Raw genomic sequence first — 21,211 nt, forward strand, 5'->3', positions numbered from 1 at the left:
GGACACCATGGCCAGCATCGACCCCGCATCCGCCAAGAGCGCAGGGCGCCGCGCCGCACGAGCCGTCGTGCGTCGTGCCCCGCTCGGGCCCGTCGCGACCCTGCCCTCCTCCGGGGGCGCGGTCGGGCAGCGCGCCGTCTTCACCCAGGCGCGGATGCTCATGGTCAACGGCTCGCAGCACGCCCGCGGCGTGCGCCTGCTGTCGCGCCTGCCCGAGCCGGCGCTCGGCGCGACCGGGCACGCGATGCTCGCGTGGAGCCACCTCAACCTCGGCGAGGTCGACCTCGCCCTGCCGCACGCGCGGAGCGCGCTCGACCTCGGCCCGGACGCCGAGGCGGCCGGCCTCGTCCTCGCCGTGGCCCGCCGTGGTCACGACGACGAGCTGCACGACCGGGCCCGCGAGCTCGCGATGACCGTCGTGCCGAGCACGACGCGCGACGCCGAGCGGATCATCTCGTGGTTCTCGACCTCCGACCCCGTGGTCGCGCAGCGCTTCATCGACCACGTCGAGAGCTGGCAGGTCAGCTACACCCGCTCCAGCCTCGACCGGATCAAGGCCGAGACCCGCATCCGCTCTGCCGGCGACCGCGAGGCTCAGGCGGCGGAGGCCTTCGCCGTCGGGCAGGAGGGCGGGCAGGTGAAGTTCAAGGCCGCCGTCACCCTGCTCAACGAGATCGCCGGGTACGACGAGCTGCGCGAGCTCTACGCGGCCGCCCCCGCGGACCACCTGCGCGCGATCCACCACAAGAACGTCCTGCCCATGGCGGCGAAGGCGGCCCGCGCCGGCTGGCTCGACACCGCCCAGACGATCGCCGGCCGGGTCATCGAGGAGCGCAACGACAAGCGCGCCCGCGCCCTGCACGCCCGCGTGAGCGACCAGATCGCCATCGGGCGCACCGGCTGGCCGGTCGACGAGGCGCAGGAGCGCTCCTACGAGCCGCGTCCCGGCGCCGTGCTCTCCGTGCTCGCCCAGTCGCTGCCCCACCGCTCCGGCGGCTACGCGACCCGCAGCCACGGCGTCCTCACCGGTCTGCGGGCCCTCGGCTGGGACATGCAGGCCGCGACCCGCCTCGGCTTCCCCTACGACTTCTGGTCGCCGACCGACAAGCGGGTCGTCGAGGAGCGCGACGTCGTCGACGGCGTGCCCTACGTGCGTCTGCTCGAGCCGGGCGAGCGGGTCTACGAGACCGTGCCGATGGCCGGGTACATCGAGCGCTTCGCCCGCCGCATCGAGGAGACCGCCCGCGAGCACCGCGCCGGGCTCATCCACGCGAGCAGCTTCCAGAACAACGGGCTCGCCGGTCTGCGCGCCGCCCGCCGCCTGGGCATCCCCTTCGTCTACGAGATGCGCGGTCTCGAGGACCTCATGAAGATCTCGCGCAACCCGGCCTTCGGCCGCACCGACGCGTACCGGTACATGACGACGCTCGAGCTGCACGTCGTCCAGAACGCCGACCTCACCTTCGTCATCACCGAGGCGCTGCGCGAGGAGATGATCGCCCGCGGCGGCCCCGCCGACCGCATCAAGGTGCTGCCCAACGGCGTGCACACGAGCCAGTTCGAGCCGCGCGAGCCCGACCAGGCGCTCATCGACGAGCTGGGGATCCAGGGCAAGACGGTCATCGGCTACGCCGGCAGCCTCGTCGACTACGAGGGCATCGAGCTGCTGCTGCGCGCCGCGGCCCAGCTGAAGACCGAGCGCTCGGACTTCGCGGTCATCATCGTCGGCGACGGCCACCACGAGGGCTTCCTGCACCGGCTGGCCCGCGAGCTCGACGTCATGGACGTCGTGACCTTCACCGGGCGCGTGCCCCACGAGGACGTCGCGCGGTACCTCTCGATCTTCCAGATCACCCCGCTCATGCGCCTGCCGCTGCCGGTCTGCGAGCTCATCAGCCCGATCAAGCCCTTCGAGTCGATGGCGATGGGCAAGGCGATGATCTCGAGCTCGGTCGCTGCGCTCGCCGAGATCATCAAGGCCGACGAGCGCGGTCTCGTCTTCGACAAGGGCGACGCCGGCTCGCTGGCCACCCAGATCCGCCGCTACCTCGACGACCCCGAGCTGCGCGAGCGGATGGGCCGCCAGGCCCGCGAGTGGGTCCTCGCCGAGCGCGACTGGAGCGACGTCACCCAGATCGTCGACCGCGAGTACCACCGCCTGCTCGGCTGATCTCGCCGCTGGTTCGACGAAGGATCGTCACCTCGAGGTGACGATCCTTCTTCGATTGGCGGGGGGGGCGCCGGTGGTCTCGAGGCTCGGGCGCAGGGCGCCCGTCGCACCTCGACCAGCGAGAGGGTAGTGGTCTCGGGCGGCACCCCTCGGACATGACGAAGGGGGAGCCTCTCGGCTCCCCCTTCGCCCTGCTCGACCCCCGCTCAGCCCTTGGCGGAGCCGGTGGGGGCGGGGATGTCGTCGACGGTGATGTCGGCGACGGGGGTGGAGGTGACCTTGGCCGCGGAGAGCTGGCGCCAGATGATCGGCGTCATCGTCCGGGCGTAGGTCGCGGTGACGTGCGAGCCCTGGCGGTAGACGAGCGTGCCGGCGACGGCCGGCGGGCACTGCGTGACGCCCTCGGGGCAGATCCACTCGTCGACGGGCACGAAGGTCGCGCCGAGCTCGTCGGCGGCCTGGCCCAGGCTCGCGTCGGTGTCCTCGCGCGGGAAGCCGCACGACGCGTAGTCGCCGTCACCGGCCTCGGCCACGCAGTTGTAGACCTCGGAGCCGGGGTGGATGTTGTCCGAGAGGACGACGACCTTCGCACCGCCGTCCTGGAGCGTCTTCAGCGGGGCGGCCAGGTCGGCGGCCTTCGCGTCGTCCGTGCCGGCCGAGCTGACGACGACGTCCGGCGTGCGGTCGCCCTCGCCCATCGCCGTCACGGCGTTGCCGGTGAACTCCGCGCACTCGTCCTTGATGCTCGCGCCCTCGCCGAAGGCGCACGCGGACTTGAGGTACAGGTCCAGCCGCATGCCCTCGCGCTTGGCGATCTCGTCGAAGACCGGGAACCACTGGCCCATCTTCGAGTCGCCGACGAGCGCCATGACCTTGTCCGAGCCCGTGTCGCCGTAGGTGCACGAGGTCTTGACGGCCGTGTCGCCCGCGAGCACCTGGCAGTCGTCGTCGTAGTACGACGGGACGTCCTTCGTCGCGACGGCGGGGTTGGGCGTGAGCTCGCCCGAGGTGGTGAAGACCGACTCGGGGTCGGAGCGCACCTCCCACGTCGAGGCCGAGGTGTCGGCGACGAGCGCGGTCGCGCCCTCGACGTCCTTCGTCGTCCCGAGGTCGGGGACGGTGCGCATGACGGCGAAGCCCGCGAGCACGCAGACCGTCATGAGCACGCCGCCCATGGTCAGCGCCTTGCGCGGCTGGGCCGAGATGCCCTTGTTGAAGCGGATCGGGTCCTCGACGAGCTTCTTGGTCACCCAGGCGAGGACGACGGAGAGCAGGCCGAGCGCGATCTTGTGCCGGATGCGGATGTCGGGCCACCGGGCCGCCGCGATGGTGATGAGCGGCCAGTGCCACAGGTACACCGAGTACGACAGGCCGCCGAGCCAGGTCATCGGCTTGAGGCTGAGCAGCCGCGCTGGGATCGTCGTCTGGCTGGCGCAGCCGGCCGCGATGACCAGGGCGGTGCCCACGGTCGGCACGAGCGCCGCCGATCCGGGCCACGGGGTGCCCTTGGAGAAGACGAGCGCCGCGTAGGCGATCATCAGCAGCCCGACGGTGGCCATGACCGTCGCGACCGTGTGCGACAGCGTGCGCCGCAGGCGGTCGACGGCGAAGGCGGTGAGGGCGCCGATGGCGAGCTCCCACACGCGCGTCGTCGTGTAGAAGTACGCCGTCGCGGGGTCGGCTGCGGTGTGCACGACCGAGTACGCGAGCGACGCGGCGGCGACCACGGCGAGGACGCCGAAGAGCATCCGCATCGGGCGCACGCCGAGACGCCGGGCCACGACGAGCCCGACGAGGATGATGGCCGGCCAGAAGACGTAGTACTGCTCCTCGACCGACAGCGACCAGTAGTGCTGCAGCGGCGAGACGTCGGCGCCCTCGTTGAGGTAGTCGACCGCCCGGAAGGCCAGCCCCCAGTTGATGACGTAGAGGGTCGCCGTGATGACGTCGGTGCCGAGGTCGCCCCGGCCGGCCGGCGGCATGAGCAGGTACCCGGCGACCGCGGTGAAGAGGAGCACGACGCTCGCGGCCGGCAGCAGCCGCCGCGCCCGGCGGGCGTAGAAGTCGACGATCGAGATGCTCCCGCTGCGCCCCGCCTCGCGCAGCAGCAGCGAGGTGATGAGGAAGCCGGAGATGACGAAGAAGATGTCGACCCCGGCGAAGCCGCCGTCGACCCACGGCACGCCCATGTGGAAGAGCAGCACCGTGCCGACCGCGACGGCCCGCAGGCCCTCGATGTCTCCGCGCAGGTGCGGCTTCTTCGCCGGCTTGGCCTCCGAGGGGCCCTCGCTCGCGGCGGCGGGGGCGGCGACGCCGGGGGCCCCGCTCACGACCGGGTCACTCCGAGGGACCCGGCGAGCACGTCGGCGATGCGCTCGCCGGCGTGGCCGTCCCAGAGCGGCGGCGTCGGCCACTGCGTCAGCTTGCCGGCCGCGAGGATCTCGCGGACGCGCTCGGCGAGGGTGTCGCGGGTGACGAGCTGGTTGGTGCCGTGGGTGATCGTCACCGGGCGCTCGGTGTTGGGGCGAAGGGTGAGGCACGGGACGCCGAGGATGGTCGTCTCCTCCTGCACACCGCCGGAGTCGGTGACGACGCCGACCGAGCCGCGCACGAGCCCCATGAACTCGAGGTAGCCGAGCGGGTCGACGACGCGCATGCCCGGGTGGTCGAGGAAGCCGGCCTCCTCGAGACGGGCGCGGCCGCGCGGGTGCAGCGGGATGACGACCTGGGCCTGGTCGGCCACGGCGTGCATCGCGGCGACGAGCGCGCGGACGTCGTCCGGGTCGTCGACGTTGCCCGGGCGGTGGAGGGTCGCGACGAGGTAGTCGCCCTCGATGCCCAGATCGGCGCGCACCGCCTCGGCGTCGAAGCGCTCGCGGTGCGTGAGCAGCGTGTCGATCATCGGGTTGCCGACGAAGTGGATCTTCTCCGGCGCCGTGCCCTCGTTGCCGAGGTGCGCGATCGCGTCGGTGCTCGTCGTGAGCAGCAGGTCGGAGAGCTTGTCGGTGACGAGGCGGTTGATCTCCTCGGGCATCGTCATGTCGAAGGAGCGCAGCCCGGCCTCGACGTGGGCGAAGGTGATGCCCATCTTCGAGGCGACGAGCGCGGCGGCCACCGTGGAGTTGACGTCGCCGTAGACGACGACGAGGTCGGGGCGGCGCTGCGTGAAGAGCTCCTCGAGGGCCTCCATGACCTTGGCCGTCTGCGCGCCGTGCGCACCGGAGCCGACGCCGAGGTTGACGTCCGGCTTCGGGATGCCGAGCTGACGGAAGAAGACGTCGGACATCTTGTCGTCGTAGTGCTGACCCGTGTGGACCAGGAGCTGCTCGACGGGGTAGGCGGAGAGCGCCTTGAGGACCGGAGCGGCCTTGGGGAAGTTGGGGCGCGCGCCGGTGACGTGCACGACAAGCGGAGCCATGAGAGCCCTTCTGCGTCGGTGATGATGACGCTCCAGTTTGTCACGGCGCCCACCGTGGGCCGTTCAGGTCGCGGTCGTGCCCAGCTCGGGCCGACGCAGCAGGCCGAGCCACTGCTCGCGTGCGCTCACGAGGAAGTGCCCGGCGTCGGCCGCCCACGTGTGCCCCTCGGCCGAGCCCTCCGGCCGGCGGTGTCGCACGTAGACGTAGCCGAGGTCGTGGGGGCGGTAGACCCGCCCGCCCGCCGAGCGCACGCTGCGGATGAGGGCGCTGTCGACGGCCCGCGGCACGTCGGACCACCCGCCCACCTCGGCGAGGTCGGCCCGGGAGAGCAGGATCGTGCCCCCGGCGACACGGTGCACGTAGGACTCCGGCGTCCCGAAGACCCGGCGGACGGTGACGTCGAGGTCCTCGAGGTGGACGATCGTCGTGCTCTTGCCGACGAGCGTCGCGCCGGAGACGCGATGGGCGAGGACGAGGTCGAGGACGTGGTCGGGCCCGTAGTGGTCGTCGTCGTCGAGCTTCGTCACGAGCTCGCCCTCGGCGGCGTCGCAGCCGACCTGCAGCGCCCGCCCGAGGCTCACCTCGGAGGGCGCGGCGACGACCCGCACCTGCCGTCCGGGCACGTCGACCGGGGGGAGGGCGTCGGGGTGGCCGCCGTGGACGACGACGACGACGTCGAGCGGCCCGTAGGTCTGCGCGGCGAGCATCGCGGCCACCCGGCCCAGCAGCTGAGGGCGCCGGGTGGCCACGACGGCGGTGACGGTCGGCAGGTCCGCGGGCAGGGCGGCGGCGAGGACGCCCCGTCGTTGCCCGACGGAGGCGAGGTCGTGGGCGAGGTCTCCGGGTGCACCGGCCACCCCGCGCAGCGCGACGGGCACGGCCCCGCCGAGCGCGTCGGGCAGGTCGGCCAGGACGAGGGTCCCGCGGGCCACGGCCCGCCGGGCGAAGGGAGCGACCACCGTCTCGACGTCGGCGGCGGCCACCCGTCCCCCCGGGTCGTCGCACGCCCGGACCTCCAGATGGTGGACGTCGTCGAGGTCACCCACCCGGGACGCGAGCGCGGCGAGGCCGTCGGCCCAGCGTCCGCGGCGCGGGCGGCGAAGGGGGCGGCGCAGCACCCAGCCCTCGCGCGAGAGCCCGAGGCGGGCGCGGCGCTCCACGCCGGCCCCGGGGACCCGCCCGACGGGCGTGTCCCCGGGCTCGAGCACCGGGTCGCTCATCGGCGCTCGACCGTCAGCGACTGCGTCGGCAGCTCGCTGTGCGCGACGACGGTGGGGAAGAGACGGGCGAGATCACCGGCGAGGTCCTCGACCTCGTACATGTCGGTGGGGTTCTCGACCGCCTCGACCGACAGCTCGCGGTCCTGCTGGTCGTGGAGCAGACGCAGGTAGGCGACCTCGCGGGAGTCGACGGCCACGGGCATCTCGCGGTGCGCGCGCACGTGGCTGACGAGCGGGGGGAAGGTCGGGCTGCCGGACCGGTCGACCGTGCCGACGAAGGTCTGCCCCATCGAGGCCATCGTGCGGTTGGTCAGCCCGAAGCGGTGCAGCCGACCGTCCTCGTACTCGGCCGTCAGACCCTTGCCGAAGGACACCGACCACCCGTCGTGGGCGGCCGTCACCAGCGGGACCAGCCGGTCGAGGAAGGTCGTGGCGAGCAGGTCGTCGTCGTCGACGCGCAGCCAGGCCACCGGGCCCGGCCCCGCGTCACGGGCCCGCAGATCGTCGCGGATCGCCCCGACCCGGTCCTGCCAGCGGTGCGAGGGCACGGGCAGCAGCACAGGGTAGGTCGCCGCGGCGTCGAGCAGGGCGTCGCGCCACCGCGCCGGCATCTCGGCGCTGTACTGCACGACATGGCGGTACCCGTACGCGTCGTGGAAGCCCTGGTAGATCGGCGTCGCCCACTCGAGGAAGACCTGCTGGCGCGGGCCCATCCGCTCGGCCGACCACAGCCGCCCCCGGTAGGCCTGCTCGTCCTCGCCCGTCGAGGACAGCTGCCACTCCAGGCTCCCGGGGACGAAGACGCTGTAGCGCGTCGCACCGTAGATCGGGGGCACCCGGTCGGTCACCGGGAGCGCCGCACGGGCCTCCTCGAGCTGCTCCTCGAGCTCGGCGATGCGCGCGGCCCGGGCCTTCGAGCGCGCCGCGTGGTACTGCGCCTTCTTCTGCGTCGACGCGAGCTCGTCGCTCATCGCTGCACCCTCCCCTGCGCACCGGGACCCGCGCCCGGCTCGGCGGCAGCGAGGCTACCGTGCACGCCCCCGGCCGGTGCGGTGCCGCCGCTACCCTGCGCCGTATGAGCCGGACGAGCACGTCGTCGCTGCGCGTGGTCTCCGGGCCGCAGGACGCCGCACCCCTGAGGGCTGCCGCCACGGACCCGGACGTCGCCGCGGTGCTCGTGCACGACGGCGTCGACCTCGCCGACGGTGCGGCGCAGCGCCTGCTCGCCGAGCTCTCCCGACCGGGCCGCCGCGTCGTGCGGGTCGCGTGCGCACCGGCGCGCTGCGTCGCCCTCGACCGCGAGCTGCTCGCCGCCGCGCTCGTCGCCGTCCCCGTCGAGCAGCTCCTCGCGGCCGACGACGACCTCGACGCCCGTCTCGCGCAGGTGCTGGGCCTCGACCCCGACGCCCCGGTCACCGACGTCGCCGACCTCACGACCGGCGCCTGGCGGCACTGGGTCGACGGAGAGGCGGTCGGCGTGCGGGCCCATGGGGCGGCGACGCCGCAGTGGCAGGCGGCGGTGCGCCGGGCGCACTCCCCCGCGCGCCGGGCGAGGACCCGCGCCCGGCAGGTGCTCGGCGGCGTGCGCCGAGGTCTCTCCCGGCGCCGGGACCGGCGCTCTCAGGAGCGGTAGACCCAGCGGGCGACCCGGGCGCGCGCCCGCCGGTACTGGGGCGAGGACCCCGCGACGAGGTGCTCGACGGGCTCGTCGCCGAGCCGGTCGGGCAGGTCCTGGGTGAGGTGGAGCGTCGGCGCGTCGCGGCGCTGACGCGCCCCGTCGACGCTCACCGGGGTGCGCAGGTCCGGCAGCGCCGAGCGCCAGCGCGGCGGGCCGAGGCCCTCGCCGTCGCCGAGCCCGGCCGGGGCGGGAGCGCCGGCCGTCAGCGCGCCGAGCGCCTGCGCGGCCTCGGCCGCGCCGGTCGGGGCCGGCAGGGCGGCGCACGCCGCGGCGAGGTCCTCACGAGTGGCCGCCCGCAGGAGGCGGGTCACTCCCCCTTCGAGCGCGGTCGGGTCGTCCGGACGGGCGACGAGGGCCGCACCGAGGTCCGCGGCCCCCGCGGCGCGACCGAGCTGGTCGTCGGCACCGAGCGCCAGACCCGGCACGAGGAGGGTCGGCACCCGGGCGCCGAGCAGCTCGTGGACGGAGTTGTAGCCGGCCGCGCTCACCGCGGCGTCGAAGGCCGCGAGCGAGCGAGCCAGCGGGTAGGTGTCGCGCAGGAGCACGACGTCGGCCTCGTCGCCCAGGCCGTGGCGGGCCAGCGCCGGGCTCGTCACGGCGACCTGCCAGTCCGGCTGCTCGCGCCGCACGGTCGCCAGGGCCGCCCGGACCGGCGACGCGACGTCCTCGAGCGCCCCGGTGCCGGGGGTGAGGAGCAGCGCGGGGCGGTCCGGGTCGAGCCCGAGGGCCTCGCGCGCCTGCGCGCGGTCGTGCAGGCGCAGCGCCGACGCGATCGAGATGGAGGCGATCCGCTGGGCGTCGTCGCGCTCACGGGTGAGCCCTCGGTCGCGGGCGGCCGCGACGTCACCGGGCTCGAGGACGTGGTCGAAGACCGTGGCGTGCGTCAGCCAGTCGGCGCCGACCCCGGCGCGCCACATCCCGCGCCGCATCCACACGAAGGGGGTCCCCGGCAGGGCCTCCCGCGCCTCGCGCAGCCCGCGGTACGGCACGACCCCGTCGAAGAGGACGAGGCGCGCACCGGTCTCGGCGACGAGCGCCCGCAGCCGGTCGCGGAAGTACGGCTCCCACTGGTAGGGCGGGTAGCGCCGCCGCAGCGCGGCGGCCGGGCCCCGGCGGGGCAACCACCCGCTGCGCCGGCTCGGGCAGTACTCCGTGCGCAGGTCGGCGAGCTCGGGCAGGGCGCCCCGGGCCACGGCCGACGCGACCGTCGGCAGGGCGCCGGACAGGGACATGAGGACCGGGTCGAGCTCGGCGGGCGCGCTGGCCGCGACGGCCAGCTGCCGGGTGAGGTGCCCCATGCCCACGCCGTTGCTCGTGACGAGCAGGACGGGCAGGGGGTGCGGCATGGCGGTCATGCTAGACGCGGCGTGCGGGGCGGGAGCGGGCTGGCGGGTATGCTCGACGCGCCCCTGGCGCCGCCGGGGGCGCACCTGCACGTCCCGGCACCGGTCGGGTCCGCACTGACGAAGGAAACGACTGTGGCATTCGACGTCGCGATCATCGGGCTGGGCTATGTCGGCCTGCCCCTGGCGCAGGAGGCCTCGCGTGTCGGCCTCAAGGTCCTCGGCTTCGACGTCAACCAGGGCGTGGTCGACGCCCTGAACGCCGGGACGTCCCACGTCGACGACCTCACCGACGACCACATCTCCGAGATGATCGGCGCGGGCTTCGAGGCCACGACCGACGCGAGCAAGCTCAGCGAGGTCAAGACCCTCGTCATCTGCGTGCCCACCCCCCTCTCCGAGGACGGCGGCCCCGACCTCGGCCCCGTCAACGCCGCCGTCGCGACGATCGCCGAGCACCTCACCACGGGCCAGACGGTCATCCTCGAGTCGACGACCTACCCGGGCACGACCGACGAGGTCGTCCGCCCCGTCCTCGAGGCCAAGGGCCTGACCGCCGGCACCGACTTCCACCTCGCCTTCTCGCCCGAGCGCATCGACCCGGGCAACGAGACCTTCGGCGCGAAGAACACCCCGAAGGTCGTCGGCGGCCACACCCCTGCCTGCGGCGACGCCGCCGAGGCCTTCTACGGCCAGTTCGTCGACACCGTCGTGCGCGCGAAGGGCACCCGCGAGGCCGAGACGGCCAAGCTGCTCGAGAACACCTACCGCCACATCAACATCGCCCTGGTCAACGAGATGGCGCGCTTCTGCCACGACCTCGGCATCGACCTGTGGGACGTCATCGACGCGGCGAAGACCAAGCCCTTCGGCTTCCAGGCCTTCTACCCCGGCCCGGGCGTCGGCGGTCACTGCATCCCGATCGACCCCAACTACCTCTCCTACAACGTCCGCGCGAAGCTGGGCTACCCCTTCCGCTTCGTCGAGCTGGCCCAGGAGATCAACTCGACGATGCCGGCCTACGTCGTGCAGCGTGCGCAGAACATCCTCAACGAGGACAGCAAGTCGCTGCGCGGCTCCTCGGTCCTGCTCCTCGGCGTGACCTACAAGCCCGACATCGCCGACCAGCGCGAGTCCCCCGCCGTGCCCCTGGCCCAGCAGCTCGTCGCGAAGGGCGCCACCGTGCGCTACCACGACGACAAGGTCGAGCAGTGGCGCGCGGTGCCGGACGCCGAGCGGGTCACCGACCTCGACGCGGCCGTCGGCGACGCCGACCTGACGATCCTCGTGCAGAACCACAAGGGCTACGACGTCGACGCCCTCGCGGCCAAGGCGAAGCGCTTCTTCGACACGCGCGGTGTCGCCACCGACGGCGAGCGGGTCGAGCGGCTGTGACGACGGGCCCGTCCCGGGCCCCTCTCTCCCCGGTGCCGAGCCTGAGCAGTGCCGAGGCGACGGCCCTCGCGCAGCGCCACGGGCTGACCGAGCTCGGCACCCGGCCCCCCTTCGGGCGCTACCTGCGTGACCTGTGGCGACGCAGGGCCTTCTTGTGGACCCTGTCGTCTGCGCAGTCGTACGCGAAGAACCACGACAACCGGCTCGGCCAGCTGTGGAACCTGCTCAACCCGGCGCTGCTCATCGCGAGCTACTTCCTCATCTTCGGGGTGCTGCTCGGGACGACCGGCTCGGTGAGCAACAAGGTCGGCTTCCTCTCGATCGGCGTCGTGCTCTTCACCTTCACCTCGAGCGTCATCACCCGGGGCTCGAAGTCGGTCACGAGCAACCTCAACCTCGTGCGGGCGCTGCACTTCCCCCGCGCGGTGCTGCCGCTGTCGGTCGCGCTCACCGAGCTCATCGCCGCGCTGCCGGCCTTCGCGCTGCTCCTCGTCGTCATGGTGCTCACGGGCGAGACGCCCAGCGTGCGCTGGCTCCTGCTCGTGCCGGCGATCCTCCTGCAGACCGGTGTCCTCGCGGGCTTCGCGCTCATCGGCTCACGGCTGGTCAACGCGAGCAAGGACATCGGCCAGCTCATCCCTGTCGTCGTGCGCCTGCTGCGCTACACCTCGGGGGTCTTCTTCCCCGTCGCCCAGTACGCCGACCGGCTGCCGGGGCTGTGGGGCGACGTGCTGATCTACCAGCCCTTCGCGCTGCCGCTCGAGGCCGCCCGCCAGGCCCTCATGTCGCCGGCCGACCACCCCTTCGATCTCACCGTGTGGTGGGCGCTGGCCGCGTGGGCGGTCGGGCTGCTCGCCGTCGGCATGGTCGTCTTCTGGATCGACGAGGCGCGCTATGGCCGAGGCTGAGCAGCGCCCGACCGTCGTCGTCGACGGGCTCGACATCGTCTACCGCGTCGTCGGCGGCAGCCGGCGCGCGTCGACGACGAGCGGGGACGGCGGCCTCGTCTCCCGGCTGCGGCGCCGCGGCGACCAGCCCGCGGTCGCCCGCGAGGTGCCCGCCGTCACCGACGTGAGCTTCGTGGCCCACCACGGCGAGTCGATCGGGATCATCGGGCGCAACGGCTCGGGCAAGTCGACCCTGCTGCGGGCCGTCGCCGGCCTCATCCCCCCGACGAAGGGGCGGATCTGGGTCGCCGGCGAGCCCTCTCTGCTCGGCGTCAACGCCGTCCTCATGAGCCAGCTGAGCGGCGAGCGCAACATCTACATCGGCGGCCAGGCGCTCGGTCTGAGCCGCGCGCAGATCCGCGAGCGCTTCGACGAGATCGTCGACTTCTCCGGCATCGGCGACGCGGTCTACCGCCCGATGCGCACGTACTCCTCCGGCATGGGTGCACGCCTGCGCTTCGCCATCTCGACCTCCGCCGCCCCCGACGTGCTGATGATCGACGAGGCGCTGGCGACCGGCGACGCCGACTTCCGCGAGCGCAGCGCCGAGCGGATCGCCTCGATCCGCGAGAGCGCCGGCACCGTCTTCCTCGTCTCGCACTCCAACGGCAGCATCCGCCAGATCTGCGACCGCGTCCTGTGGATGGACCAGGGCCGGCTCGTCATGGACGGCCCGACCGAGGAGGTCCTCGGCGCGTACGAGGAGACCCTGCCCAAGCGGCAGCGCCGTCGGGCGAAGGGGGAGGACCCCACCCCCTCCGAGCCGGACGTGCCGGGCGTCGAGCGCGTCGGCGGGCGCAACCGCGTCGAGACGGCCGCCCGCCTCAGCGCGCGCACCTACGACAGCGGCGTCGAGGGCGCCTTCGTCGTGCCGAGCCGCGGCGCCGCGATCATGCGTCAGGTCGTGCCGGCCGCCGCCCGGCTGGGCTGGCCCGTCCTCTTCTCGCACAAGGGCAACGCCCCGGGCTCGACCCGTGACGAGCTCTCGCGGCTGCAGCCCGCGCGGGTCGTCGTCGTCGGCGACGAGGACCAGCTGAGCAGCCAGGTCGTCGACCAGCTGCGCAAGATCGGGCCGACCGACCGGGTCGACGGCCGCACCTCGGCCGAGATCGGCCGCAGGGTGCTCGAGATCGCCCCGCCGCAACCGGGCGCGACGCTGCGGGTGCTGCGCGACGACCCGGGCTCGATGAGCACGTTGTACTCGGCCGAGGCGGCGCTCGACGGCCAGCCGCTGCTCGTCGTCGACGACGCCGGTCTCGACGACGAGACGCTCGCCGCGGTCGCGTCGTGGGCCCCGGCCCGCGTCGTCGTCGGCGGCGAGGAGGGCGTCCTGCCGGCGACGGACGTCGAGCGGCTGGGCGCGATCGCGCCGGTCGAGCACGACGCCCGACGCGGGCCGATGCAGCAGCTCGTCGACCGCTCCGCCGCGACCGGCAGGACCGCGCCAGACGCGCTCCTCACGACCCTCGTCACCGCCACCGGCGAGGCCCTCGTCACCGTCCTCGCGGCCGCGCAGACCGGACGCCCCGTCCTGTGGCTGCTCACCGACGAGGTGCCCCCGCCCGTGCTCGACGAGGTGCGCCGGCTGCGCCCGCGGTCGGTCGTCGTCGTCGGCGGCCCCGACCGGGTCGGCCACGGGGTGCGCCGCGAGCTCGGCGAGCTCGTCGGCGAGCAGTGAGCCCGGCCCAGCTCCCCGGCGCGCCGCGACGCGCGCTCGTCGTCACCGTCGTCCACCACCCCTCGGACTCGCGGATCCGCCACCGCGAGGTCCGCGCCCTGCTCGACGCGGGCTGGCAGGTCACCTACGCCGCCCCCTTCGCCGGGTACGACGTCGTGCCGGACCCTGCAGAAGGGCTCGCCGTCGTCGACCTGCCCCGGGCGGCCGGGCGCCGGCGCCTGCGCGCCGCCGTCGCGGCCCGCCGGCTCGTGCGACGCCTTGCCCCCGAGCACGACGTCGTCGTCGTCCACGACCCCGAGCTCGTCCCGGCGCTCGCGGGCCTGGCTCGCGGCCGGCGCGTGTGGGACGTCCACGAGGACCCGGCGGCGGCCCTCGTCGTCAAGGACTGGCTGCCGCACCCCCTTCGCCCGGTCGTCGCGCGCGGATGGCGCTGCCTCGAGCGCCTCGTCGAGCGTCGGTGGCAGCTGCTGCTCGCCGAGCCGGGCTACCAGGAGCGCTTCGCGCACACCCATCCCGTCGTGCCGAACGCCGCGACCGTCCCTCCTCGGCTCGCGGCACCGGGTCGCGACCGGGTCGTCTACCTCGGCAACGTGACGATGGCGCGCGGTGCCGCGGAGATGGTCGAGGTCGGGCGCGCCCTGCGCGCGAGCGGCCCGCAGGCGCCGGTGCTGCACGTCATCGGCCCGGCCCGTGACACCGCGACGCAGCACGCCCTGGGCGAGGCCGCGGCGGCCGGCGACCTCGTGTGGCACGGCTTCGTGCCCGCCGAGGAGGCCGGCGCCATGCTCGACGGCGCGCTCGCGGGGCTCTCGCTGCTCCACGACCTGCCGAACTACCGGCCGAGCACCCCGACGAAGGTCGTCGAGTACCTCGCGCACGGCGTGCCCGCGGTGACGACGCCGCTGCCGCTCGCCGTCGAGCTCGTCGAGGCCTGCGACGGCGGTGTCGTCGTCCCCTTCGGAGACGCGGCCGCCGCGGTGGGGGCGGTCCTCGCCCTGCACGCCGACCCCGAGCGGGCCGCGCAGATGGGCCGACGAGGCCACGCGCTCGCCCGTGAGCGCTACGACTGGGCCGTCCAGGCGCCCCTCTTCGTCGCGGCCGTCACGGCGGCGGCGCGGCCCGTGCGCGACGCGTAGGGGCGGGCCGGGCCGAGGCGCGGAATCGTCGCCGTCTCATGTAGCGTTAGGCCCACGACACACACCACAGATCCGGGACCGCCCAGCCGCTCGTGAGCTCGCCTCATGAGAGGTCATGGCCGTCCCGCACTACGCATGAGGGGGTCACGCCATGGGGCGCGGCCGAGCGAAGGCCAAGCAGACCAAGGTCGCACGCGAGCTGAAGTACTACTCGCCTGACACCGACCTCCGGGCGCTTGAGCGGGAACTCCACACACAGACCGGTCACGACGAGCGGTGGTCCGTCAGCGACGACCGCACCTCGGATGACGACGACGGCTACGACGAGTGGGCCCCACGCGACAGGTGATCTCAGCCGGGTGCGCCCCCTAGGGGAGCATCCGGCGCCTGCGGGCCTCGGCGATCGCCGCAGCCCGGTGCCGCACCCCGAGCCTGCCGAAGGCGTGCGAGAGGTGCGACTTCACCGTCGACACGCTGACGTAGAGCCGACCGGCGATCTCCTGGTTGCTCAGCCCCTCACCGGCGAGCGCGAGGATCTCCACCTCCTTGGCGGTCAGCGGGCTGGCCTCGTGGCTCACGCGCTGCACGAGCGGCCCCGTGACGGGGACCATGCCCGTGTCGGTGTCGACCCTCGCGCCACCAGCGGCGGCGTGCACCGCGGCGACGACCTGGGTCGGCGCCGCGTCGGCGACGAGCGCTCCCGCGGCTCCCTGCTCGATGGCCTGCGGCACGAGCTCGTCCGTCGCCGTCGCCGCGAGGACGACGACCGGGGTCTCGCTGCGGTCGGAGACGGAGGCGAGCAGCTCGGGCATCCGGGGTGCCGTGCGATCCCCGACGACGAGCAGGACGACGTCGGCCGACTCGCACCTCTCGACGAGCTCCGCGGCGCTCACGGCGGGCCGGGCCCGCAGGTCGCGCTCGGCCTCGAGCAGCGCCACCCACCCCGATCGTGAGGTGGGGTCGGCGTCCGCGACGAGGACCCGCAGCATCAGCCGTGCTCGCCGACGACCTGGACCGCTCCCCCGTCGACGCCCTTCGCGCCCTGGACCACCTCGACGCCGTCCTCGACCGGTGCCCCCTCGCGCTCGTGCACCTCGCCGAGCACCCAGGCCGGCAGGTCGCGCTCGGCGAGCCGGGCGATCGCCGCGTCGGCGTGCTCCGGCGGCACGACCGCCACGAAGCCGACGCCGAGGTTGAGCGTGCGTTCGAGGTCGGCGCGGGGCACCTGGCCCAACGACCCGACGAGCGAGAAGATCGGCGGCGGGGTCCACGACGCCCGGTCCACGCGCGCGAGCGTGCCGGCCGGCAGCACCCTCGCGAGGTTGGCCGCCAGCCCGCCGCCGGTGACATGGCTGAGGCCGCGGACGTCGACGTCGGAGCGGATGAGGTCGAGCAGGTCGAGGGTGTAGATGCGGGTCGGCTCGAGCAGCTCCTCACCGAGGGCGCGGCCAAGCTCGGGCACCTCACGGTCGTAGGCCCACCCCGCCTGGGCGAGGACGGCGCGCACGAGGGAGTAGCCGTTGGAGTGCAGGCCCGAGGAGGCCAGACCGAGGACCACGTCGCCGGGACGCACGGTCTGCGGCCCGATGATCGCGTCGCGCTCGACGACACCGGTCGCGGCGCCCGCGACGTCGTACTCGTCGGGCTCGAGCAGCCCGGGGTGCTCGGCGGTCTCGCCGCCGACGAGGGCGACCCCCGCGAGCTCGCACCCCTTCGCGATGCCGCTGACGATCGCCGCGACGCGCTCGGGGACGACGGAGCCGGTCGCGATGTAGTCGGTCATGAAGAGGGGCTCGGCGCCGCAGACGACGATGTCGTCGACGACCATGGCGACGAGGTCCTGGCCGATGGTGTCGTGCCGGTCCATCGCCTGGGCGACGGCGACCTTCGTGCCGACGCCGTCGGTGCTCGTCGCGAGGACCGGTGATCGCATGCCGACGAGGGCGGAGGCGTCGAACATGCCGGCGAAGCCGCCGAGCCCGCCGAGGACCTCGGGGCGCTGGGCTCGCCGGACCGACTCCTTCATCAGCTCGACGGCCTTGTCGCCCGCCTCGACGTCGACACCGGCGGAGGCATAGGTGATGGGCTCGCTCACGCGGCCAGGGTAGTGCGTCGGCGGCGTCGGACCACCGCTGGTCCGGCCGGCAGGGGGTGACGTCGTCGGTGGACGCCCCTACCGTGAGAGATGTGCAGCGGGCACGGGGAGCGCCCGCCGGTCGACGAAGGGGACGGGCATGGCCGAGCGGGACGACATCATCGAGAGCCTGGGGCGGCATCGTGGTTTCCTGCTCCAGACCGCCGAGGGGCTGAGCGAGGAGCAGGCGCGCACCGCGAGCACGGTGAGCGCGCTGACCATCGCGTCGCTGCTCAAGCACGTCGCCGACACCGAGGAGCAGTGGGTCGACTTCGCCCGACGAGGGGCGGACGCCTTCGGCGGGTCCGGGGTGTACGAGTCCGACGTCGACTGGGAGGCGGTGGCGGCGGAGGGCGCGAGCAACGACGGCGACTGGTCGGGCAGCGAGTGGGAGGACACCCGCTTCGTCCTGCGCGAGGACGACACCCTCGCGCACCTGCGCCGCCGGGTCGAGCAGGTCGCGGCCGGCACCGAGGACTTCCTGCGCGAGGCCGACCTCGACCGCTCGATCCCGCTGCCGCAGGCGCCGTGGTTCGAGCCCGGGGCGAGCTGGTCGGTGCGCCGGGTCGCCCTGCACCTCCTCGCCGAGATCAGCCAGCACGCGGGCCACGCCGACATCATCCGCGAGAGCATCGACGGCCAGCGCACGATGGGCTGACGTCCACCCCGGTGGATTTACATAGTTTATCTATGTAATAGTCGAGAGGTGACGACCTCCGACACCCTGCCCGACGAGCTCCTGCGGACCTCCGCCCGGCTGTCCCGCTGGGCCACCCGCGCGGCCGACCTCGGCATGCCCTCGGCCCAGGCGCGCGTCCTCGTCCTCGTCGACGAGATCGGTCCCGCGCGGGTCACCGCGCTCGCCGACGCCGACGAGAGCTCGCAGCCGTCGATGACGACGGCCGTCCAGCGCCTCGAGGGCCTCGGTCTCGTCGCACGCACCCCTGACCCCGCCGACGCGCGCGCCACCCTCGTGACGCTGACCGCCGCCGGCGCCGAGCGCATCGCCGGCATCCGCCGGTCGCGTGGCGCGGCGCTGGCCCCGGTCGTCGAGCGGGCCGCCGTCGACGAGACGAGGCTGCGCGACGCCGTCGCGGTCCTCGGCGAGCTCCTCGAGGCGACCCGGCCGGCGTCGGACCCTTCGTAGAGAGGACTCCTCACATGTGGCGTCAGCCCCGGACCGTCTGGTCCGTCGCCTTCGCGAGCGTCGTGGCCTTCATGGGCATCGGCCTCGTCGACCCCATCCTCAAGCCCATCGGTGACCAGCTCGGCGCGACCCCGTCGCAGGTCTCGCTGCTCTTCACGAGCTACATGGCCGTCATGGGCGTGGCCATGCTCGCCACCGGCTGGGTCTCCAGCCGGATCGGGCCCAAGCGCACGCTCATGCTCGGCCTCGCGATCATCATCGTCGGCGCGGGCCTGGCCGGCGCCCAGGACTCCATCGGGGGCATCGTCGGCTTCCGCGCCGTCTGGGGCCTGGGCAACGCGCTCTTCGTCGCGACCGCGCTCGCGACGATCGTCCAGGCGGCGAAGGGGTCGGTCGGCCAGGCCATCGTCCTCTACGAGGCCGCCCTCGGCCTGGGCATCGCCGCCGGCCCGCTCATGGGCGGGGCCCTGGGCTCCGGCTCGTGGCGCTGGCCGTTCTTCGGCGTGAGCGCGCTCATGCTCGTCGCCCTCGTCGTGACGTGGGTGACCCTGCCCGACACCGAGCCGGCCGGCCCGCCCACCTCGCTCGGCGCCCCGCTGCGGGCCCTGCGCCACCGCGGCCTGCTGACCGTCGGCCTCACCGCCCTGCTCTACAACGTCGGCTTCTTCACCCTGCTCGCCTTCACCCCCTTCCCGCTCGACCTCTCCGAGCGTCAGGTCGGTCTCGTCTTCTTCGGGTGGGGGCTGCTGCTCGCGATCTTCTCCGTCGTCGTCGCCCCCGTCGTCCAGCGCCGGGTGGGCGCTCTCGCCGGCATGGCCGGGGCGCTCGTCGCCTTCGCCGCCGTGCTCGCGGTCATGGGCGTGTGGACCGAGCACAAGCCGGTGCTCGTCGTCGGCACGATCGTCAGCGGCGCCCTGCTCGGCATCAACAACACGCTCATCACCGAGACGGTCATGAAGATCGCCCCGGTCGATCGCAGCGTGGCCTCGGCCGCCTACAGCTTCGTGCGCTTCGCCGGCGGCGCGGTCGCGCCGTGGATGGCCGGCGTCCTCGGCGAGCGCTCGGCGCACCTGCCCTTCTGGGTCGGCGCGGTCGCCGTGCTCCTCGGGGTCGCGGTCCTGCTCACCGGCCGCACCCTCGTGCGGGCGATCGACGACCAGCCCGACCACGGCGCGGAGCCGGTCGGCTCCGAGGTCGAGGCGGCCGCGGTCACCGCGGGGACCTGACTCCCCCTTCGCCCTTCGCCCCACCGAGCTACCACGCAGTACTGGTCGTCATCACGACCAGTACTGCGTGGTAGCTCGCGTCGGAGGTGGGGCGGTCGGGGCGGGAGACCGTGCCGAGGGGCGAAGGGGTCAGCCCCGGGTCGCGCGCTCGACGTCGAGCGTGCCGACCTCGGTGACGCCGGCGTGCTCGTCGATGCCGAGCTGGAGCTCGAGGATGCCCTTGCCGAGACGCTCGCTCGACGGCAGCTCGATGGGGTAGACGCCGGAGAAGCACGCGGTGCACAGCGCCTCGCGGGGCTGCTCGGTCGCGGCGATCATGCCGTCCTCGCTGATGTAGCCCAGGCTGTCGGCGCCCAGCGAGGTGCAGATCTCGGCGGTGCCGAGGCCGGTGGCGATGAGCTCGGCCCGGGTCGCGAAGTCGATGCCGAAGAAGCAGGGCCAGCGCACGGGCGGGCTCGAGATGCGCACGTGGACCTCGGCGGCCCCGGCCTCGCGCAGCATGCGCACGAGGGCGCGCTGGGTGTTGCCGCGCACGATCGAGTCGTCGACGACGACGAGACGCTTGCCCTTGATGACGTCCTTGAGCGGGTTGAGCTTGAGCCGGATGCCGAGCTGTCGGATCGTCTGGCTGGGCTGGATGAAGGTCCGCCCGACGTAGGCGTTCTTCACCAGGCCTTGGCCGTAGGGGATGCCCGACTCCTGCGCGTAGCCGATCGCCGCGGGGGTGCCGGACTCCGGCGTGGGGATGACGAGGTCGGCCTCGACGGCGTGCTCGCGGGCGAGCGCCCGGCCCATCTCGACCCGCGCCTCGTGGACGGCGCGACCGTTGATCGTCGTGTCCGGGCGGGCGAGGTAGACGTACTCGAAGACGCAGCCCTTCGGCTCGGCCTTCGCGAAGCGGTGGCTGCGCAGGCCGTCCTCGTCGATGGCGATGAGCTCGCCGGGCTCGACCTCGCGGACCATCGAGGCGCCGACGATGTCCAGCGCCGCGGTCTCGGAGGCGACGACCCAGCCCCGCTCGAGGCGGCCGATGACGAGCGGGCGCAGGCCCTGCGGGTCGCGGGCGGCGTAGAGGGTGTGCTCGTCCATGAAGACGAAGCAGAAGGCGCCCTTGCAGCGCGGCAGCACGTCGAGCGCCGCGGCCTCGAGGGTGCGGTCGGGGTTGTCCGAGAGCAGCGCGGTGACGAGCGCGGTGTCGGTCGTGTTGCCGTAGCGCAGCTCGCCGCTGGGCGTCGCGTCGCGCCACGTGCCGTCCTCGGCGGGACGACCACGCTCGGAGAGGCGGGCGTCGACGAGGTCGCGCAGCTCGGCGGAGTTGACGAGGTTGCCGTTGTGGGCGAGCGCCACGGTCCCGTCGTCATGACCGCCGAGGGTGGGCTGGGCGTTCTCCCACGTCGAGCCGCCGGTCGTCGAGTAGCGGCAGTGGCCGACCGCGAGGTGGCCCCGCAGGGCACCGAGGGCCCGCTCGTCGAAGACCTGGCTCACCAGGCCCATGTCCTTGTAGACGAGGATCGAGCGGCCGTCGGAGGTCGCGATGCCCGCCGACTCCTGGCCGCGGTGCTGGAGGGCGTAGAGCCCGTAGTACGTGAGCTTGGCGACCTCCTCGCCGGGTGCCCACACCCCGAAGACGCCGCAGGCGTCCTGCGGCCCCTTCTCCCCGGGCATGAGGTCGTGCGACAGCTGTCCGTCTCCGCGAGCCACGTGCCTCATCCTCCCAC

General features: G+C 73.8%; 18 protein-coding genes. 10 read left to right on the plus strand and 8 right to left on the minus strand.

The window, feature by feature from the left end; translation table 11 throughout:
• Window positions 1–7 precede the first annotated feature (7 nt).
• The gene (locus L6241_RS05520; protein WP_368245300.1) at window positions 8–2,170 is read left to right on the plus strand and encodes a glycosyltransferase family 4 protein; all 2,163 of its coding nucleotides are present in this window, start codon (window positions 8–10) and stop codon (window positions 2,168–2,170) included.
• 206 nt (window positions 2,171–2,376) lie between these two features.
• On the opposite strand, the gene L6241_RS05525 is transcribed toward L6241_RS05520, so the two are convergent.
• The 4 genes from L6241_RS05525 to L6241_RS05540 all read right to left on the minus strand — a co-directional run bounded on the left by L6241_RS05525 (window position 2,377) and on the right by L6241_RS05540 (window position 7,780).
• Window positions 2,377–4,500 (minus strand): acyltransferase family protein, encoded by a 2,124-nt coding sequence (locus L6241_RS05525; protein WP_368245301.1) that lies wholly within the window; start codon window positions 4,498–4,500, stop codon window positions 2,377–2,379.
• On the minus strand, window positions 4,497–5,588 hold the full coding sequence (gene wecB, locus L6241_RS05530; RefSeq protein ID WP_123093730.1) for a non-hydrolyzing UDP-N-acetylglucosamine 2-epimerase: 1,092 nt from the start codon (window positions 5,586–5,588) through the stop codon (window positions 4,497–4,499). Before wecB ends, L6241_RS05525 begins: the two co-directional genes overlap by 4 nt.
• Before the next feature lie 63 nt (window positions 5,589–5,651).
• Window positions 5,652–6,809: a glycosyltransferase family 2 protein gene (locus L6241_RS05535; protein ID WP_368245302.1), complete on the minus strand. Its 1,158-nt coding sequence runs from the start codon at window positions 6,807–6,809 to the stop codon at window positions 5,652–5,654.
• Window positions 6,806–7,780, minus strand: coding sequence for a glycosyltransferase (locus L6241_RS05540; RefSeq protein WP_368245303.1), 975 nt, complete (start codon window positions 7,778–7,780; stop codon window positions 6,806–6,808). Before L6241_RS05540 ends, L6241_RS05535 begins: the two co-directional genes overlap by 4 nt.
• A gap of 104 nt (window positions 7,781–7,884) precedes the next feature.
• Between L6241_RS05540 and L6241_RS05545 the strand changes: the two genes are divergently transcribed.
• The gene (locus L6241_RS05545; protein ID WP_354588392.1) at window positions 7,885–8,442 is read left to right on the plus strand and encodes a hypothetical protein; all 558 of its coding nucleotides are present in this window, start codon (window positions 7,885–7,887) and stop codon (window positions 8,440–8,442) included.
• Here the strand turns inward: L6241_RS05545 and L6241_RS05550 are convergent.
• Complete coding sequence (locus L6241_RS05550; RefSeq protein WP_368245304.1) at window positions 8,430–9,833, minus strand: hypothetical protein; 1,404 nt, start codon at window positions 9,831–9,833, stop codon at window positions 8,430–8,432. The two genes, L6241_RS05545 and L6241_RS05550, sit on opposite strands and share 13 nt — an antisense overlap.
• A 132-nt stretch (window positions 9,834–9,965) precedes the next feature.
• On the opposite strand from L6241_RS05550, the gene L6241_RS05555 reads away from it, so the two are divergent.
• The 5 genes from L6241_RS05555 to L6241_RS05575 all read left to right on the plus strand — a co-directional run bounded on the left by L6241_RS05555 (window position 9,966) and on the right by L6241_RS05575 (window position 15,335).
• Window positions 9,966–11,225, plus strand: a complete 1,260-nt coding sequence (locus L6241_RS05555) for a nucleotide sugar dehydrogenase (RefSeq protein ID WP_368245305.1) — start codon at window positions 9,966–9,968, stop codon at window positions 11,223–11,225.
• 32 nt (window positions 11,226–11,257) lie between these two features.
• The gene (locus L6241_RS05560; protein ID WP_368245306.1) at window positions 11,258–12,133 is read left to right on the plus strand and encodes an ABC transporter permease; all 876 of its coding nucleotides are present in this window, start codon (window positions 11,258–11,260) and stop codon (window positions 12,131–12,133) included.
• The gene (locus L6241_RS05565; RefSeq protein ID WP_123093737.1) at window positions 12,120–13,850 is read left to right on the plus strand and encodes an ATP-binding cassette domain-containing protein; all 1,731 of its coding nucleotides are present in this window, start codon (window positions 12,120–12,122) and stop codon (window positions 13,848–13,850) included. The genes L6241_RS05560 and L6241_RS05565 overlap by 14 nt, the downstream gene beginning before the upstream one ends.
• Window positions 13,847–14,986, plus strand: a complete 1,140-nt coding sequence (locus tag L6241_RS05570) for a glycosyltransferase (RefSeq protein ID WP_368245307.1) — start codon at window positions 13,847–13,849, stop codon at window positions 14,984–14,986. The genes L6241_RS05565 and L6241_RS05570 overlap by 4 nt, the downstream gene beginning before the upstream one ends.
• A gap of 151 nt (window positions 14,987–15,137) precedes the next feature.
• Entirely contained in the window at window positions 15,138–15,335 is a 198-nt protein-coding gene (locus L6241_RS05575; RefSeq protein WP_368245308.1) for a DUF3073 domain-containing protein, read from the plus strand.
• A gap of 19 nt (window positions 15,336–15,354) precedes the next feature.
• Here the strand turns inward: L6241_RS05575 and L6241_RS05580 are convergent, their stop codons facing one another.
• Window positions 15,355–15,975: a LuxR C-terminal-related transcriptional regulator gene (locus L6241_RS05580; RefSeq protein ID WP_368245309.1), complete on the minus strand. Its 621-nt coding sequence runs from the start codon at window positions 15,973–15,975 to the stop codon at window positions 15,355–15,357.
• A complete protein-coding gene (gene purM / locus L6241_RS05585; protein ID WP_368245310.1) occupies window positions 15,975–17,081 on the minus strand; it encodes a phosphoribosylformylglycinamidine cyclo-ligase in 1,107 nt (368 codons plus the stop codon). The genes L6241_RS05580 and purM overlap by 1 nt, the downstream gene beginning before the upstream one ends.
• Before the next feature lie 139 nt (window positions 17,082–17,220).
• On the opposite strand from purM, the gene L6241_RS05590 reads away from it, so the two are divergent.
• Genes L6241_RS05590 through L6241_RS05600 form a run of 3 tightly spaced genes read left to right on the plus strand, consistent with a single transcriptional unit; the run spans window position 17,221 to window position 19,493 of the window.
• Window positions 17,221–17,778 carry a DinB family protein gene (locus tag L6241_RS05590; RefSeq protein ID WP_368245311.1) on the plus strand — a complete coding sequence of 186 codons (558 nt, stop codon included), beginning with the start codon at window positions 17,221–17,223 and terminating at the stop codon, window positions 17,776–17,778.
• Window positions 17,779–17,826: 48 nt separating this feature from the next.
• On the plus strand, window positions 17,827–18,267 hold the full coding sequence (locus L6241_RS05595) for a MarR family transcriptional regulator (RefSeq protein ID WP_229299876.1): 441 nt from the start codon (window positions 17,827–17,829) through the stop codon (window positions 18,265–18,267).
• 14 nt (window positions 18,268–18,281) lie between these two features.
• Window positions 18,282–19,493, plus strand: a complete 1,212-nt coding sequence (locus L6241_RS05600) for an MFS transporter (RefSeq protein ID WP_368245312.1) — start codon at window positions 18,282–18,284, stop codon at window positions 19,491–19,493.
• A 129-nt stretch (window positions 19,494–19,622) separates the two neighbouring features.
• Here the strand turns inward: L6241_RS05600 and purF are convergent, their stop codons facing one another.
• Window positions 19,623–21,194 (minus strand): amidophosphoribosyltransferase, encoded by a 1,572-nt coding sequence (gene purF, locus L6241_RS05605; protein WP_368245313.1) that lies wholly within the window; start codon window positions 21,192–21,194, stop codon window positions 19,623–19,625.
• Window positions 21,195–21,211 lie beyond the last annotated feature (17 nt).

The organism is Janibacter sp. Y6 (assembly GCF_040900765.1).
GTDB classification, from domain to species: Bacteria; Actinomycetota; Actinomycetes; order Actinomycetales; family Dermatophilaceae; genus Marihabitans; species Marihabitans melonis.

What these genes read in the sequence shown, in the direction of transcription:
- L6241_RS05520 (WP_368245300.1), top strand. Translation starts at nt 8, where the DNA reads ATGGCCAGCATCGACCCCGCATCCGCCAAGAGCGCAGGGCGCCGCGCC.
- wecB (WP_123093730.1), bottom strand. Translation starts at nt 5,588, where the DNA reads ATGGCTCCGCTTGTCGTGCACGTCACCGGCGCGCGCCCCAACTTCCCC.
- L6241_RS05535 (WP_368245302.1), bottom strand. Translation starts at nt 6,809, where the DNA reads ATGAGCGACCCGGTGCTCGAGCCCGGGGACACGCCCGTCGGGCGGGTC.
- L6241_RS05540 (WP_368245303.1), bottom strand. Translation starts at nt 7,780, where the DNA reads ATGAGCGACGAGCTCGCGTCGACGCAGAAGAAGGCGCAGTACCACGCG.
- L6241_RS05545 (WP_354588392.1), top strand. Translation starts at nt 7,885, where the DNA reads ATGAGCCGGACGAGCACGTCGTCGCTGCGCGTGGTCTCCGGGCCGCAG.
- L6241_RS05550 (WP_368245304.1), bottom strand. Translation starts at nt 9,833, where the DNA reads ATGCCGCACCCCCTGCCCGTCCTGCTCGTCACGAGCAACGGCGTGGGC.
- L6241_RS05565 (WP_123093737.1), top strand. Translation starts at nt 12,120, where the DNA reads ATGGCCGAGGCTGAGCAGCGCCCGACCGTCGTCGTCGACGGGCTCGAC.
- L6241_RS05575 (WP_368245308.1), top strand. Translation starts at nt 15,138, where the DNA reads ATGGGGCGCGGCCGAGCGAAGGCCAAGCAGACCAAGGTCGCACGCGAG.
- L6241_RS05580 (WP_368245309.1), bottom strand. Translation starts at nt 15,975, where the DNA reads ATGCTGCGGGTCCTCGTCGCGGACGCCGACCCCACCTCACGATCGGGG.
- L6241_RS05590 (WP_368245311.1), top strand. Translation starts at nt 17,221, where the DNA reads ATGGCCGAGCGGGACGACATCATCGAGAGCCTGGGGCGGCATCGTGGT.
- L6241_RS05600 (WP_368245312.1), top strand. Translation starts at nt 18,282, where the DNA reads ATGTGGCGTCAGCCCCGGACCGTCTGGTCCGTCGCCTTCGCGAGCGTC.